Origin of the sequence: Pseudomonas sp. ICMP 8385 (genome assembly GCF_002699915.1) — a bacterium.
GTDB classification, from domain to species: Bacteria; Pseudomonadota; Gammaproteobacteria; order Pseudomonadales; family Pseudomonadaceae; genus Aquipseudomonas; species Aquipseudomonas gessardii.
Map to the genome: position 1 here is coordinate 62,668 of NZ_LKBY01000078.1, position 15,389 is coordinate 78,056.

General features: G+C 62.4%; 14 protein-coding genes. 8 read left to right on the forward strand and 6 right to left on the reverse strand.

All coding sequences use genetic code 11. From position 1 onward, the window contains the following. Nucleotides 1-12 precede the first annotated feature (12 nt). The 7 genes from AO268_RS08380 to AO268_RS08410 all read left to right on the forward strand — a co-directional run bounded on the left by AO268_RS08380 (nucleotide 13) and on the right by AO268_RS08410 (nucleotide 7,029). A complete protein-coding gene (locus AO268_RS08380; RefSeq protein ID WP_099168401.1) occupies nucleotides 13-483 on the forward strand; it encodes an arsenate reductase ArsC in 471 nt (156 codons plus the stop codon). 12 nt (nucleotides 484-495) lie between these two features. Continuing rightward, a complete protein-coding gene (gene arsH, locus AO268_RS08385) occupies nucleotides 496-1,182 on the forward strand; it encodes an arsenical resistance protein ArsH (protein ID WP_099168402.1) in 687 nt (228 codons plus the stop codon). Between the two features lie 52 nt (nucleotides 1,183-1,234). Next, nucleotides 1,235-2,062 carry an AraC family transcriptional regulator gene (locus tag AO268_RS08390; protein WP_099168403.1) on the forward strand — a complete coding sequence of 276 codons (828 nt, stop codon included), beginning with the start codon at nucleotides 1,235-1,237 and terminating at the stop codon, nucleotides 2,060-2,062. A gap of 28 nt (nucleotides 2,063-2,090) precedes the next feature. Next, nucleotides 2,091-2,702 carry a LysE family transporter gene (locus AO268_RS08395; RefSeq protein WP_099168404.1) on the forward strand — a complete coding sequence of 204 codons (612 nt, stop codon included), beginning with the start codon at nucleotides 2,091-2,093 and terminating at the stop codon, nucleotides 2,700-2,702. A gap of 309 nt (nucleotides 2,703-3,011) precedes the next feature. Beyond that, on the forward strand, nucleotides 3,012-3,296 hold the full coding sequence (locus AO268_RS08400) for a hypothetical protein (RefSeq protein WP_099168405.1): 285 nt from the start codon (nucleotides 3,012-3,014) through the stop codon (nucleotides 3,294-3,296). Between the two features lie 208 nt (nucleotides 3,297-3,504). Continuing rightward, complete coding sequence (gene mgtA / locus AO268_RS08405; protein ID WP_257154355.1) at nucleotides 3,505-6,213, forward strand: magnesium-translocating P-type ATPase; 2,709 nt, start codon at nucleotides 3,505-3,507, stop codon at nucleotides 6,211-6,213. A gap of 87 nt (nucleotides 6,214-6,300) precedes the next feature. Next, the gene (locus tag AO268_RS08410) at nucleotides 6,301-7,029 is read left to right on the forward strand and encodes a hypothetical protein (protein ID WP_099168407.1); all 729 of its coding nucleotides are present in this window, start codon (nucleotides 6,301-6,303) and stop codon (nucleotides 7,027-7,029) included. 890 nt (nucleotides 7,030-7,919) lie between these two features. Here the strand turns inward: AO268_RS08410 and AO268_RS08415 are convergent. Together AO268_RS08415 and AO268_RS08420 are read right to left on the reverse strand one after the other, a co-directional pair. After that, entirely contained in the window at nucleotides 7,920-8,645 is a 726-nt protein-coding gene (locus tag AO268_RS08415) for a tellurite resistance TerB family protein (protein WP_099168408.1), read from the reverse strand. 173 nt (nucleotides 8,646-8,818) lie between these two features. Then, nucleotides 8,819-8,995, reverse strand: coding sequence for a DUF2188 domain-containing protein (locus AO268_RS08420; RefSeq protein WP_099168409.1), 177 nt, complete (start codon nucleotides 8,993-8,995; stop codon nucleotides 8,819-8,821). A 261-nt stretch (nucleotides 8,996-9,256) separates the two neighbouring features. Here AO268_RS08420 and AO268_RS08425 point away from each other — a divergent pair, with 261 nt between their 5' ends. After that, a complete protein-coding gene (locus AO268_RS08425; RefSeq protein ID WP_099168410.1) occupies nucleotides 9,257-9,859 on the forward strand; it encodes a glutathione S-transferase family protein in 603 nt (200 codons plus the stop codon). A 66-nt stretch (nucleotides 9,860-9,925) separates the two neighbouring features. Here AO268_RS08425 and AO268_RS08430 read toward each other — a convergent pair whose 3' ends face one another. The 4 genes from AO268_RS08430 to AO268_RS08445 all read right to left on the reverse strand — a co-directional run bounded on the left by AO268_RS08430 (nucleotide 9,926) and on the right by AO268_RS08445 (nucleotide 15,290). Then, nucleotides 9,926-12,751 (reverse strand): TonB-dependent receptor, encoded by a 2,826-nt coding sequence (locus AO268_RS08430; RefSeq protein ID WP_099168411.1) that lies wholly within the window; start codon nucleotides 12,749-12,751, stop codon nucleotides 9,926-9,928. A gap of 97 nt (nucleotides 12,752-12,848) precedes the next feature. Further along, nucleotides 12,849-13,814, reverse strand: coding sequence for a FecR domain-containing protein (locus AO268_RS08435; protein WP_099168412.1), 966 nt, complete (start codon nucleotides 13,812-13,814; stop codon nucleotides 12,849-12,851). After that, nucleotides 13,811-14,317 carry a sigma-70 family RNA polymerase sigma factor gene (locus AO268_RS08440; RefSeq protein ID WP_076960752.1) on the reverse strand — a complete coding sequence of 169 codons (507 nt, stop codon included), beginning with the start codon at nucleotides 14,315-14,317 and terminating at the stop codon, nucleotides 13,811-13,813. The genes AO268_RS08435 and AO268_RS08440 overlap by 4 nt, the downstream gene beginning before the upstream one ends. A gap of 121 nt (nucleotides 14,318-14,438) precedes the next feature. Continuing rightward, entirely contained in the window at nucleotides 14,439-15,290 is an 852-nt protein-coding gene (locus AO268_RS08445) for an urea carboxylase-associated family protein (RefSeq protein WP_076960751.1), read from the reverse strand. Between the last annotated feature and the right edge of the window lie 99 nt (nucleotides 15,291-15,389).

Here is a 15,389-nt window from a genome sequence, read left to right on the forward strand (position 1 = left end):
CGGAGAGTTATCATGAAAATCCTGTTCATCTGCACTGCCAACAGCTGCCGCAGCATCCTCAGCGAAGCCCTGTTCAACCACCTGGCCCCGCCAGGGTTCCATGCCATCAGCGCCGGGAGCTTTCCCAAGGGCCAGGTCCTGCCACGCAGCCTGAGTACATTGCAGGCCGCGGGCATCAGCACCGACGGTTTGTACAGCAAGGGCAATGAGGCCTTTGCAGACAGCCCACCCGACATTGTGATCAGCGTGTGCGACAAAGCCGCCCAGGAAGCCTGCCCGGTGTACTTTGGCCCGGCAATCAAGGCGCATTGGGGGCTGGAGGATCCGTCGGACCGACACGGCGACGAGGCGCAGATTGACGCCGCCTTCCAGGCCACCCTGCAGATCATCGAAACCCGCTGCCGGGCGCTGTTCGACCTCCCGTTCAGCCACCTCGATGCGGCACAGATCAAGGCTGAGCTGGATCGTATTGGCTTGTTATAAGCGGAGAATGTCATGACCACCCTGCCCAACCTCGACCTCACATTGAGCACCCCACTCCACGCTGACACCGCACAACGGCCACGGATTCTCCTGCTCTATGGTTCCAACCGTACGCGCTCTTTCAGCCGACTCCTGGTGGAAGAAGCGGCGCGAGTGCTTCAGCATCTAGGCGCCGAGACACGGATCTTCAACCCCGCCGGCCTGCCAATGCCGGACGCTGCTCCAAACGATCACCCCAAGGTCCAGGAACTACTGGCCTTGATGCAATGGTCCGAAGGCCAGGTGTGGTGCTCACCGGAACGGCACGGCTCGATGTCAGCAGTGTTCAAGGCGCAAATCGACTGGGTACCCCTGGCACTGGGTGCCATCCGCCCAACCCAGGGCAAGACCCTGGCGGTGATGCAAGTCTGCGGCGGTTCGCAGTCTTTCAACACTGTCAACCAACTGCGCGTCCTGGGGCGCTGGATGCGTATGCTGACCATCCCCAACCAGTCATCTGTGCCCAAGGCCTTTATGGAGTTCGACGATCAGGACCGGATGAAACCTTCAGCCCTTTATGATCGCGTGGTGGATGTCATGGAAGAGTTGGTCAAGTTCACCCTGCTGGTGCGTGAGCATCCGGAACTGGTGCAGCGCTATTCTGAGCGCAAGGAAGATGCTCAGGCGCTCTCTGACCGGGTCAATCAACGGTCGATCTGAACGCAGGTAAACGCGTATGCTTTGCTGCACCCGCCGCCACTGAGCCCACCCCATGAGTTCCCCGCACCACGCCTGGCTGGGCCATTACGAAATCAGCAGCACCACTTGCAACGGCCTGATCTTTGCCCGCCATAGCCACGATGAATGCGTGATTGGCGTCAACTTGGTGGGCGCCGAACAAGTGTGGCTGGACCGCCGTACCTTCGAGGCCGGGCCGGGCAGTATCACCCTGTACAATCCTGGCCAGATCCAGGGCGGCGGCGCGGCCGAGGGGGCGCCCTGGCACTTTGTCAGCTTGTACGCCGAAGCCGACCGCCTGGCCACCGACCTGGGGCTGGCGCACCTGGAGTTTGATCGCGCGCTGTGCTTTGCCCCCGCTCTGGCGACGCAACTGGCGCACGCCGCCAAGGGCGCGCTGAGCGCCGACCCACTGGTGCGCGGGCTGAACGAAGATGCCCTGGTGTTGCTGCTGGGCGAGGTGGTCAGGCTCAGTGGTGTGCGCCTGCCGGGTGGCGCCAGCGCCGGGTCACCGATCGTTACCCGAGCCCAGGAACTGCTCGCCGCACAATTGCATCAGGGCGTGGCGCTGGACGTCTTGGGTGAGGAATTGGGCCTGTCGAAATTCCATGTATTGCGCACCTTTCAGAAAGAAACCGGCCTGAGCCCCCGCCAGTGGGCCATGCAACTGCGCACCCGCCGCGCACAAGGCTTGCTACGCAGCGGTCTGGGCGCTGCCGAGGTCGCCCATGACCTGGGTTTTGCCGACCAGAGCCATCTCAATCGGCACTTCCGTGCGGCCTATGGCATTACCCCTGGCCGCTATCAGAGCGCAATCCGGTCCAAGACAGCTCGGTACACCCAGCCTCAGACTGACCTGTAGGAGTTACAGGTTAATTGTGGGGGTAGTGATGTTGACGATCTTTTTTTCCGCACTGGTATTCGGTTTTGTGTTTTGCCTGTCCCCTGGTGCGGTGCTGGCAGAAACCCTGCGCCGTGGCCTGTTGCACGGGTTCACCCCGGCGTTTCTGGTGCAAATAGGCTCGCTGGTGGGCGATGCGACCTGGGCGGTGATCGGCCTGACCGGCATGGCCCTGCTGATCCAGCACGAAACGGTACGCGTACCGCTGACCGCCATTTGCGCGCTGTACCTGGCCTGGCTCGGCCTGCGCAGCCTGCTGGATGCCTGGCGCCTGCCGAAACCCGACAGCGCCCCGGCCAGCACCGGGCGCAATGCGCTGATGGTCGGGGCCGCCATCTCGTTGGCCAACCCGAAGAACATCGTGTACTGGGGCGCCTTGGGCAGCGCCCTGTCAGGCATCGTCGGCGCCACCCCGAGCCATGGCCAGACCCTGATGTTCTTCGCCGGTTTTATGTTGGCGTCGATCCTGTCGTGTTTTTTGATTGCGGGGTTGGTGAATATCTTGCGAAAGAACGCCTCGGCAACTTGGCAGCGGGTCAGTCATAGTGCCTGCGGGTTGGTATTGATCTATCTGGCATTACTGACCACTTATAGTCTTTAAACTTATATATTGAATAACACCAATCTGAATGAAGTCTGAACGGGCCACAAACAAGTTCATTATTGATTGACATCCCCTACCTGCCTGAGTAGATTGCCCGTGCCTGCAACTCGGGCCTTTTTTCAACCTCACAAAAGAAGCCAATGGACACAGTATCTAGTCGCTGTCCTTCCCCCGTGAATGCAGGGGTCGGGCGCCAAACCCAGAGTAAAGACGGGACTCGCCTTCCAGGCCGGGTAAGCTACGCTAGAGCTTGATGCTCCAACGTGACTGCCTTGCGCCGGCGCCAGTCCGGTCCCGAGGTGTGTTATGAAGTTCCAGACCCTTGTTCTACCTGATGTACGCACGCTGGCCTCGGCCCTGCGCGCCAAGCTGTGCCGTGGTTCCCTGGGCGTTGCCCCCGTGCGCACGGCCTGTGTCTCCCCCTCCCCGCGTATCAACCCGGCGCATCTCCAGGCCCACTGGCGCCTGTGCCCCACCAGCGGCCATCTGGTCCAGCAATGGGACCACGCCGACCCTCAAGATCCGCAGAGACGGAACGTTTCCAGCCTGCTTGCCCAAGCACGCCTGCTATTGAGCGTTCGCGCGGCATAAGCTGGCTGGAAACAGCAATTTCCTGATTATTGGTCAATTAATTAACTGGCGTTCCTTGCGAACTAAGCCAGCCGTAGTTTTCTGCGCGCCCGTTAATTAACTCGCCTCTTTAAAGTTATTAGAACCCATCGCAAAAACTGCGACTCGGCATGCCCGTGCCCGCCTGTTTTCCAGGCAAGTAATGAGTATGTCGACAGGAGTAAAAACTATGAGCGCCGTAAAAACCACGCAGCAACCAACCCAGAACACCAGCGACAGCAAACTGTCGATGCGGGCCGCCCGTGAAGCGCAAAACGGCCTGGCGGCCACCCTGGCCAACGTCCGGGCGACCAAGGACGGCCTGACCGAACTGGATGCCTGCGCCCGCCTGCAACGCGAAGGCTATAACGAGGTGGCCCACGACAAGCCGCCCCATGCGGTGGTGCAGTTCCTCCAGGCCCTGAACAACCCGTTTATCTATGTGCTGCTGACCCTGGCGGTGATCAGCTTTGTCACCGACTACTGGCTCCCCTTGCGCGCCGGCGAAGAAGTGGACCTGACCAAGGTCATTATCATCATGACCATGGTCGCCCTGAGCAGCCTGTTGCGTTTCTGGCAGGAACACCGCTCGGCCAAATCCGCCGAAGCCCTCAAGGCCATGGTGCGGACCACCGCCACGGTGCTGCGCCGCGAGCAGGTCGGCGCCAAGCCCACCCTGCGCGAAGTGCCGATGCGCGACCTGGTGGCCGGCGATATCGTGCAGCTGTCGGCCGGCGACATGATCCCGGCCGATATCCGCCTGATTGAGTCCCGTGACTTGTTTATCAGCCAGGCCGTGCTGACCGGTGAAGCCTTGCCGGTGGAGAAGTACGACACCCTGGGCGATGTCACGCAAAAATCCGCCACGCTTCAAGCCGCCGACCAGAGCAACCTGCTGGACCTGCCCAATATCTGCTTTATGGGCACCAACGTCGTCAGCGGCCGTGCCCAGGCCGTGGTGGTGGCGACCGGGCCCCGCACCTATTTCGGTTCGCTGGCCAAGGCCATCGTCGGCTCCCGGGTGCAGACCGCCTTCGACCGTGGGGTGAACAGCGTCAGCTGGCTGCTGATCCGCTTTATGCTGGTGATGGTGCCTATCGTGTTTTTCCTCAATGGCTTTTCCAAGGGCGACTGGGGCGACGCGTTCCTGTTTGCCCTGGCGGTGGCCGTGGGCCTGACCCCGGAAATGCTGCCGATGATCGTCAGCGCCAACCTGGCCAAGGGCGCGAACGCCATGGCCAAGCGCAAAGTGGTGGTCAAGCGCCTCAATGCAATCCAGAACTTCGGTTCGATGGACGTGCTGTGCACCGACAAGACCGGCACCCTGACCCAAGACAAAATCATCCTGGAACACCACGTCAACGCCTTCGGCCAGCGGGACGACCAGGTGCTGTCCCTGGCCTGGCTCAACAGCCATCACCAAAGCGGCATGAAGAACCTGATGGATCAGGCGGTGCTCGCGTTCTCCCAGCACAACCCCAAGTTCCAGGTGCCGTTTGCCTACAGCAAGGTGGATGAACTGCCCTTCGACTTTGTCCGTCGGCGCCTGTCGATTGTGGTCAAGGACAACCACGGCGATCACCTGCTGGTGTGCAAGGGGGCCGTGGAAGAAATGCTCGGCATTGCCACCCATGTAATGGAAGGCGATAGCGCCGTGGCCCTGGACGAGGGGCGTCGCCAGGCGTTGCTGCGCACCGCCAACGAGTTCAACGAGGACGGTTTCCGCGTGCTGGTGGTGGCCACCCGCAACATTCCCAAGGCCCTGGCGCGCCAGCAATACACCCCCACCGATGAACGCAACCTGGTGATCCACGGCTTCCTGACCTTCCTCGATCCGCCAAAGGAAACCGCCGGCCCGGCGATTGCTGCACTGCAAGAGATCGGGGTCGCGGTCAAAGTGCTGACCGGCGATAACGCCGTGGTCACCCGCACCATCTGCCGCCAGGTCGGCCTGGAACCCGGCGAGCCGCTGCTGGGCGTGGATATCGAAGCCATGGACGATGCCACCCTCAAGCAGCAGGTCGAGCAACGCACGGTGTTCGCCAAGCTGACCCCGCTGCAAAAGTCCCGGGTGCTCAAGGCTTTGCAGGCCAATGGTCACACCGTGGGTTTCCTCGGCGACGGCATCAACGATGCCCCTGCCCTGCGCGATGCCGACGTCGGTATCTCGGTGGACAGCGCGACTGATATTGCCAAGGAGTCGGCCGACATCATCCTCCTGGAAAAGAGCCTGATGGTTCTCGAAGAAGGTGTGCTCAAAGGCCGCGAGACCTTCGGCAATATCATGAAGTACCTGAACATGACGGCCAGCTCCAACTTCGGCAACGTGTTCTCGGTGCTGGTGGCCAGTGCGTTCATTCCCTTCATGCCGATGCTGGCGATCCACTTGCTGCTGCAAAACCTGATGTACGACATCTCCCAGCTGGCCCTGCCGTGGGACAAGATGGACAAGGAGTACCTGGCCAAGCCGCGCAAGTGGGACGCGCAAAATATCGGGCGCTTTATGATCTGGATCGGGCCGACCTCGTCGATCTTCGACATCACCACCTTTGCCCTGATGTGGTACGTGTTCTCGGCCAATAGTGTGGAAATGCAGACCTTGTTCCAGTCCGGCTGGTTTGTCGAAGGGCTGCTCTCCCAGACCCTGGTGGTACACATGCTGCGCACCCGCAAGATCCCGTTCTTCCAGAGCACGGCCGCCTGGCCGGTGTTGCTGATGACCAGCCTGGTCATTGCACTGGGGATCTATGTGCCCTTCTCGCCCCTGGGCACGCTGGTGGGCCTGCAACCGTTGCCGTGGGCTTACTTCCCTTGGCTGGTCGGCACCCTGCTCGCCTACTGCTGCGTGGCGCAGCTGATGAAGACGATCTACATCCGCCGCTTCAAGCAGTGGTACTAAGTGCTTTTTCGTGTGGTTGTGGCGAACGGGCGTGCCCGCTCGCCACAACGTCTCACCGAACCCTCTGTCAATTTGGAGCATGAGCCCATGCACAAACACACCCTCCTTTCGGCCTTCGCGTGGCTACCGGCGTCGCGGCAACGGGCGCTGCGCCGCAACCTGGTCTTTATCGGCGCCACCCTGGTGCTCGGCCTGCTGTCCAAGGCCTTCGCCGCTGGCGGTGCCTATACCGTGGACGATGGCGCAATCAACGCCCCCGGCGAATGCAATGTCGACGGTAGCTACACAGGCTCAACCGCGCGCTCCGCCCTCTCTGGCGCCTGTACATCCCGCGCCATGCCCAACCTGCAATGGGGCGCGGCCATCGAGAACGACCCCGACCAGACCCAGCTCAGCCCACAACTCAAGGGGGCATTGTGGGCCTGGCAGGATGCGGGCGTGGAGATCGCCTGGGCAGCGGCGGCGCATATCGCGATGGATCGCCGACACCCCTTCGACGGCGCCGACCTGGGCCTGCCGCTGAGCTGGCAACCGTTTGAAACCCTGCGCTTGAACCTCAATGCCGGCTGGGCCCATGCCTATGACGATGGCGAACGCAATCACCGGCTGACCTGGGGCACAGGCCTGGAATACCGCGTGGCAGGTTGCCTGACCCTGCTGGCTGAACGTTACGGCCAGCAACACGGCGACCAGGCCTGGCAGGCCGGACCGCGCGTGCACCTGGGGAAACAGGTGGATGTGGACCTGGTGGTCGGGCGCAACCTGGCAGGAGACCGCGACCACTGGCTGACGACGGGGGCTACCCTGCGGTTCTGAAAGACAGGATGGAAACCAAAGAGCCGAACCCCGGTGGTATTGCTGGCATTGATGTTGGCTGACCCACCGCTATCGCAGCCTCGCTAAAGCTCGACAGCTCCCACAGGGTTTATCGGTGTTTGCCGGATCTGCGTGCCTTAACGCTGGCGCCCTCCAGCGAACACGCTATGCCAGTTGGCCCAAAATAATGTGGGAGCTGTCTCGCCCTGCGAGGCTGCGATGGCGGCGGCACTGTTGGCATTGAGGCTGGCTGAACCACCGCTATCGCAGCCTCGCTGGGGCTCGACAGCTCCCACAGGGTTTCTCGGTGTTTGCCGGATCTGCGTGCCTTAACGCTGGCGTCCTACAGCGAACACGGTATGCCAACTGGCCCAAAATAATGTGGGAGCTGTCGAGCCCCGGCGAGGCTGCGATGGCGGCGGCACTGTTGGCATTGAGGCTGGCTGAACCACCGCTATCGCAGCCTCGCTAAAGCTCGACAGCTCCCACAGGGTTTATCGGTGTTTGCCGGAGCTGTGTGCCTTAACGCTGGCGCCCTATAGCGAACACGGTATGCCAGCTGGCCCAAAATAATGTGGGAGCTGTCGAGCCCCGGCGAGGCTGCGATGGCGGCGGCACTGTTGGCATTGAGGCTGGCTGAACCACCGCTATCGCAGCCTCGCTAAAGCTCGACAGCTCCCACAGGGTTTATCGGTGTTTGCCGGAGCTGTGTGCCTTAACACTGGCGCCCTATAGCGAACACGGTATGCCAGCTGGTCCAAAATAATGTGGGAGCTGTCGAGCCCCGGCGAGGCTGCGATGGCGGCGGCACTGTTGGCATTGAGGCTGGCTGAACCACCGCTATCGCAGCCTCGCCGGGGCTCGACAGCTCCCACAGTGATCCCGGGTAATCAGGCCGGTTTGGCTTGCTGTTCAAGGTGCAGTTGCAACTCAGGCTTAATACCCAGCGCGCCCGCCAGTTCGTCCAGGTAGTCGCGCTCGGCCTCTTGCTGATCATCTACCAGCAGGACGCTGGCCAGGTAGACTTCGGCCGCTACCGCCGGGTCACTGGCATACTCGGCAAAATCCGACACATCCAATGGCTTGGCGACTTGTGCATCAAGCCATTGCTGCAAGTCCGGATCGTCGGTATGACGCCCGAGTTCCTGGGAGATCAACGCCTGCTCTTTTTCGTCGATCCGTCCATCCACCTTGGCCGCCGCGATCAATGCACACAGCACCGCGTGGCTATGGGCCTCGACATCGGCACCGGAGAGTTGATCAACCGTCTGCAACGCCTGTTGCGGCGCCGAGGCCTGTTGCTGCTGCCAGGCCTGGTACGCCTGGAACGCCATCATCCCCAGCGATGCCAGGGCCGCGTAGTTGCTGGCGCCTGAGCGCGTCGGGGTCGAGCCGCCGGCTGGCGCACCACCGAGCATCCCGCCAAGGCCACCGAGCAGATCGCCCAGGCCACCACTGCCCGACGTCGAGCCGCCAGCACCACCGCCCCGCAGCAAGCCACCGAGCAAACCGCCCAACCCACCGAGCCCTCCCGCTCCGCCCTGAGGTGCCGCCGAACCGCCTTGCGGCTTGATCGCCGCCTGTAGCAGTTGTCCCAGTAGATCGCTGGTGTTCATGGTATTGCCCTCCTGTGGGCTGTGCTCCAGACCCGCAACAATAGTCGCTGGCGCCTATAACGCCAACACCCGCCGGCAAGCGGTTTTTTATCGACCGGCCTGGGCCTCAACAAATCCGGCACAACCCTGTAACGGCCGTGAGAATTCTTCAGATTAACCACCATCCCATAGGTTTAAGGTCTGGCGCGGGGCTTGTAGCCCGGCAAGCTCGCGGCATAGGCCAGCGCCTGCTCACGGGAGCCAAAGGAGGCCAATCGATCATCCTTGGTACACACGCGCCACGGGCCGCTATTGACCCGGACAATGTCATAGCCATTGAGCTGCATCTTGTTCAACAGGGGAACGCTCATAGTCATCTCTCCTCTAGAGATAAGCCACGGGTTGCCCGGTCCACCATACGCCCGATCCAGGCCTTGTGGCTTACCGAACGTCGCTGACTGCCCCTGGAGCACTTCACGCTCCGGCACGTCTTTTCCGTGCCTTGCCCAGGCTCAACAAGCCGCCGCCAAGGCGCGGACAATCAAGCTGCGGTTCAACCAGCCTTTTTATGGTAAAAACAGGGGCATCACGTGAACACACAAACCCTTTCCCCTGATAGCAATGGAGGCTTCATGAAACTGGTTGGCATGCTGGACTCGCCCTACGTACGCCGCGTGGCGATTGCCCTGGATCTGTATGGGGTGGATTTTGAGCAGCAATCGCTCTCAGTGTTCAGCACCTTCGACGAATTTGCCAGGATCAACCCGGTGGTCAAGGCCCCGACACTGGTGCTCGACGATGGGACGGTGCTGATGGACTCCAGCCTGATCCTGGATTACTTCGAGGCCCTGGCGCCGGCCGATAAAAAGCTGCTGCCCCAGACCGCCGTCGCCCGCGCACGGGACCTGCAACTGATCGGCCTGGCCTTGTCCGCCTGTGACAAGAGCGTGCAGATTTACTATGAACACAACCTGCGGCCCGCAGAGAAGCTGCATGAACCGTGGCTCGAGCGCGTAACCGGGCAACTGCTGGCCGCCTATTCGGGCCTGGAAAAACGCTTGGCCAACGCGCCAGGCGAGTCCCTGACCCAGGCGTCGCTCAGCATCGCGGTGGCCTGGTCCTTTACCCAGTACGCCGTACCCTCGGTGGTCAAGGCCGAGGACTTTCCCAACCTGCAACGCCACGCCCGGTTGGCCGAGCAACACCCGGCGTTCGGCAAATACCCTATCCAATAGGCAGCAGCGCCACACCTGGCACGTCATGACCACCGCCTATGAGCAATCCCTGGTGCGGTAGGCACCTCAGAACTTGGTCACCACGCCCATGCGCAACGTACGCCCCGGCGCCGGCATAAAGCTTTGGGCCAATGGGTCCAGGTAATAGCGATCCGTCAGGTTTTGCAGCGACACGTTGACCTGGGTGTGGTCCTGCCATTTGTAGTTGAGGAACAGATCAAACAGCGCCACTTCGCGATAGACCAGCTGCGGCGTGGTGGCGCCGGTCTGCCAGAGCTTGTCGGCGGTGACGGTCGGGCCCGAGGTATAGGTCAAGCGCCCGCCGACTGTCAGCGTCTGGTCAAAGAAGCGCAACCCCGTGGTCAGGTTGCCGGCCACCCGTGGCGGGTTCTGGGTGTTGGTGTACGAGCCCATGAAACTGCCCGGTGTGCAGTTGGGGGTGGCGCCAAGGTCCCGATAGGGGTTGGAGCTGGCCCGCAGGCGCGCGGCGAAGGCCGAGTCGCAGGTTTCGGTCTTTAAATAGTAGGTCGCGGACAAGTCGGTAAATACCCGCCCGGCGTCGTAGTTCGATTGCAGCTCCAGGCCACTGGTCTTGAAGCTGTCGGTATTGCTGAAATTCATCAGGCCCATCTTGCCTGGGCTCGGGTCGTAATAGCGGGTGATGTAGTTTTTGATGGTGTTATTGAAATACGCCAGCTTGATCGACGCCGAGTCGTTGGCGGCCAGCAGGCCTTTTTGCATCGTGCTCGCACCGATTTCCCAGTGACTGGAGCGCTCGGGCTTGAGCCCCTTGCCGGGCAGGGTCTGCAACGTCCCCAGGCTGCTCTCGAACAATGACGGCATGCGCAGGCCCTGGGTGTACGAGGCATAGATAAAGGTGTCTGGCGCCAGTTCTAAATTGACGCCGAAGGCCGGCGAAAATGCCCCCGCGCTGTCGCTTTGCTTCTTGGCGTAGGTGTAGCCGGTCACGACCTCGCCCACCTGGGCCGGGAAGACGCGTGTGCCCGTCCCGCCATAGTCGTTGTAGGGCGTGCCTTCAAACGGAAAATTGGTATTGCCGAAGACAATCCCATTGTTCAACCGCGGGTCCGTGGCGTCGGTGTACTGCCCGTTCTGGTCGGGAAACCACATCATGAAGTCGTAGCGTCCAGGCTTGATCACGTTCACGTAGCGCGCTTCGCGCTCCTCGCGCTGCGCCGTCGAATGCATCATATGATCCTGGGTGCGGTAATACAGGTAGCGCCCGCCGCCCCACAGCGTCAGCTCGTCGACCGGCTTGTACTCCAGCTTGCCGTTGAGGCTGAACTCCTGGCGCGAACCGTCACGCAGGCCGCGATTGGCGTTGATATCGTGCTGGGTGGTGACCACGCCCTTTTGCGGGCGCAGCTCCTCGACCTGGAACCCGCCGCCCAGGTCCAGCTTGAAATCGCCGTGATCGGTCACAAAGCGCGAGGTGTTGGCCAACTCGCCGCCGATACGCCGGTCAGCCTGGCGCGTCCAGTTGCGGTCCGAGCGGTAGGCCTGGGAGCTCGGCGCCAGCACCGAGGTCAACTGGCTGGTCTTGGCATCGGTCATCCACAGGCTGGCCGTCAGGTCCACCAGCATATTGCCCGTCGGCAGGTAGTGATAGCGGGCGGTGTAGGTGTCGATCTGGGTGCGGCCACGCGGGTACTGGTAGATGCCACCGGTGCCGAACCGGAAGATGTCCGACGGCATGATCTCGCCCATGCGCCCATCGTAGCGGCTGTAGCCTAGGTCGAAGGTGTGGTCGTCGGCCGGGCGCAGGGTGGTCTTGAGCAGGAGCGATTCGGTTTGCGCCGAAGAGTTGAGCACCTCTTCGCCGGCGTTGTAGGTGGTGGCCACCGTCATGTCTTCGCGACCATAGCGGTCAAAGGTGCGATAGCGATCCTGGCCGTGCTTGCCGGAGAAATAGTTGCCCTGGTTGCGGTGGGCATAGGCGGCCACCACATCAAACAGGTCATGGGTATAGGCAAACGCCGCACTGCCCGACTCTGCGTCGGAACCGAACAGGCCGCCACGGTTCCGGTGCGGCTCGGCGTACAGGCTCTCGGTGGCCGAATGGCGGTTGCGCGAGGCCGGCGCGACACCGTTGTTCCACAGGTCGCCCTTCAAGCGCAGGCCCACATTCTGGCCATCACGCAGGATGTCATCCACACCCAGGGTGCGGATCGCCACTGTGCCGCCGATGGCGCTGGAGGTCAGGCTGGGGCCCTTGTCGATGGACACGTCGCTGATCAGGTCGGGGTCGATGTAACTGCGCTGTTGCGTGCCCGCATAGCCGCGATAGACATCCAGCGCCTGTTGCGAACCGTCGACCGTGACCGCGACCCGGCTTTGCCCCTGGATCCCGCGGATATTCACATCCAGGCCACCGCCATTACGGCTGTCGCCCACCTGCACCCCGGGCTGGCCCTTGAGCAGGTCACCGGCGGAGATCACGCCAAAGCGCTGCACGTCTTCGTTGGAGATGTACACCGACGAACGTGGCGCCGAGTAGACCGCTTTCTTCTCAAGGTCATCGCCGATGACTTTCTGCGACGGCAACACCAGCGCGCTGGTTGCCGGATGCAGTTCAAAACTGCCATCGGCCTGGCGCTGGAAAGCCAGGCCCGTGCCCGCCAATAACCGCGCCAGGCCGGCTTCGGTGCTGAAGTCGCCGTGCAGGCCGTTGCTGCGCTTGCCCGCCGTGAGCGTCGCACTGCCGGCCAGGCTGATACCCGCCTGCACGCCGAAACGCGAGAGCGCCTGGTCCAGGGGGCCGGCCTCGATACTGTAGGGCTGGGCGAACACCGCCGGGCTGTACAGCGGTTGCAGGCTGAGTAACAACAGACCCAATGTGCGGGTGCGCAAGACACTTGCGGGAGAAATCATGCAGGGCTCCTAGAGGTGAAGGCCCACCTGTTTCGGTGGGTTATACCTAGAGGCCAAGCGAGTCTGGAAAAACGACGGGGGGAAGGTAAAAAAATGTTCAGACCGGCACCACAGTCACCCAATAACGGGTGCGCCGCTCGATGCGCACCGGCAAGGCATGGGCAACCAACGCCAACGCGGCATCGGTATCGTCGAGCTGGAAGCTACCGGTCACGCGCAATGCGGCGATCTGCTCGCTGCAACGCAAGATACCCGCACGGTAGCGGGACAGCTCGGCCAGCAGCACATCCAGGCGCATGCGCTCGGCGGGCAGAATCCCGCGCAGCCAGGCCTGGGCCAGCAATCCATCGGTTGGCCGTGGCGCCCCCACACCCTGGCGATCCACTTGGGCCTGCCACCCCGCCGCCACGGATACCGGTGCCGGGTGGCGCGGCGAGCTCACCTCGACCAGGCCGCGCAACACGGTAATCCACGTGCCCTGCTGGTCATGACGCACCAGCAGGTTGGCCTCCTGGCTGCGCAGCAGCGCATCCGGCGTGAGCAGTTGCAACGGGCGCGACTCACCCCGTGCATCCAGCGCCACCTCGCCCTCGATCAACTGCACGCTGCGCAGTTGCGCACTGAGGTCCAGGCTGACGGCGCTGGCAGTGTTCAGCCACAAAGAGCTGCCATCGGCCAGGGTCCAGTGGCGGCGCTCGCCGGTGGCGGTGCGGTACGTGGCAAAGGCGGCGCGCACCAGGGTCGATTCCATCCCCTGCCAGGACAGACCACCGAGCAGGCCCAGCCCCAACAAGCACTTGAGCACCTGCCGACGCCGCGCCGAGTCAGCCCCGGCCGCCTCCAAGGCCTGCCGCGCAGTGACATCCGCCAACAGCTTGGCCCCGGGTTGGAGCAGCAGCGGCAAGCTGGCGACACGTTGCCAGGCATATTCATGTTCGGCGCTCGCCTGGCGCCATTGCTGCAACGCCTGCTGATCGGCCGGGCTCATCACTCCAGACTGCAAACGCACGAGCCAAGCGATGGCCGTCTCGCGGACTGGCGGTGCAACGGCGGCGCCATTCATTCAAACCGGCTCGCGTAGCACACGCTGAAGGCCTTGCTCATCGCCCGCTGCACCTGGGCCACGCTCAAGCTCAGTTGTGTGGCGATCTGCGGATACGTCAAGCCATCGAGCTGGGACAGAAAGAAGATCTGGCGCACCGGCCTCGACAGCCCCACCAGCAGCGAATCGAGCTGCAGCAGGGTTTCGATCATCAGGTAACGGGTTTCGGGCGACGGCTCCTCGCCTTCCGGGCGGGCGGCGAGCGCCTCAAGGTAGGCCCGCTCAATGGCCTGGCGCCGCCAGCGGTTGATCAGCAAGCCATTGGCGATCGCGGCCAGAAACGCCATGGGCTGGCGCAACTCCCGCACATCCTGCTGCGTGCGCAACACCCGGATAAACGTGTCGTGCGCCAGGTCCTCGGCATCGGCGCGATGCCCCAGGCGCCGCTGCAACCAGCCGCGCAACCAGGGGTGATGACGGGTGTAGAGGTGTTCGACGGGCGAGACGAGACTGTCGTCGTACATGTCAGGTCCAATGAGTAGTTAATGATAATACTTCTCATTTTAGTGTCCGGACCTGACGCTTGTACAGCCTCTACTGTTGCCACGTTCCCCCATAGGCAATACCGCGTTCATTCCCACGGGATTATTTTTCCCACGCCGCCTTGGGCATCAGCAAGCCATGATTGCCGTTGTACGCCGCGCGCGCAGGCGATTCCCAGCCCTGCAGTAGCGCCTCGTCGAGCCGGTAGATTTCTACGCCCAACGGGCGGCACACCGTCAGCGGGTCCTCGGCATCCGGGCCCCACATCGGCAACGACAGATCGCCGCCCGGGCAGGTAGACAAGGCGCACAGCAAGTCGATCTCGGCAAAGAACTCCAGATAATCGCCCTGCCTGGCCGGGCACGCCTTCATGAAATACAGGTCGTCGTGATTCAGGCCGGTGCATTGGAAGATATTCAACACATCGTGCACATCAAACTCGGTCAGGCCGTGGGGCAATACGGCGCGGGTCAGGTTGGAGTGGCAATGGTGGTGGAAGTCCTCGCCGGTGAGCATCTTGTTCACGTAAGGGTCGCAGCGCGTGCCCAACAAGTCATGCAGGCGCCCGCCGTGCTCGTCGATGCCGTAGCCGGCCAGGCTGTCATCGGTGATGGTCACCATGGGCCGCAGGAACGGCAGGTTCGACCATAAACGGTCATAGGTGCTGACATGGGCGCCTTGCAACTGGCGGGTCCGGGCCGCCCACAGGCGCTCGCGTGGGTCATTGGCATTCCAGACGTTGAAGTCACCAACCTGCGGGCCCACCGGGGTGGTCACACGGAACACATGGCCTGCCGGCACTTTCCAGGCGCGGCCGGTGCGGATCGGCACTTCAAACTGCTCGACCAGGGTGCGCCCGGCCACGGACTCGCGCACGCGATCGTAAAACGCCTGGTCGACCTGCAAGGCGGCACCCTTGCTGACTTGGTAGGCGGCGGGATAGTCCTTGTACATGGCGGGGTGCTCCGTGGCAGGATTTTGCAAGACCATACAACGTGGCATGTGGCGTGCGCCATGCACACAACCCGAAGTGGGAGGGCTTTTGTGGGAGCG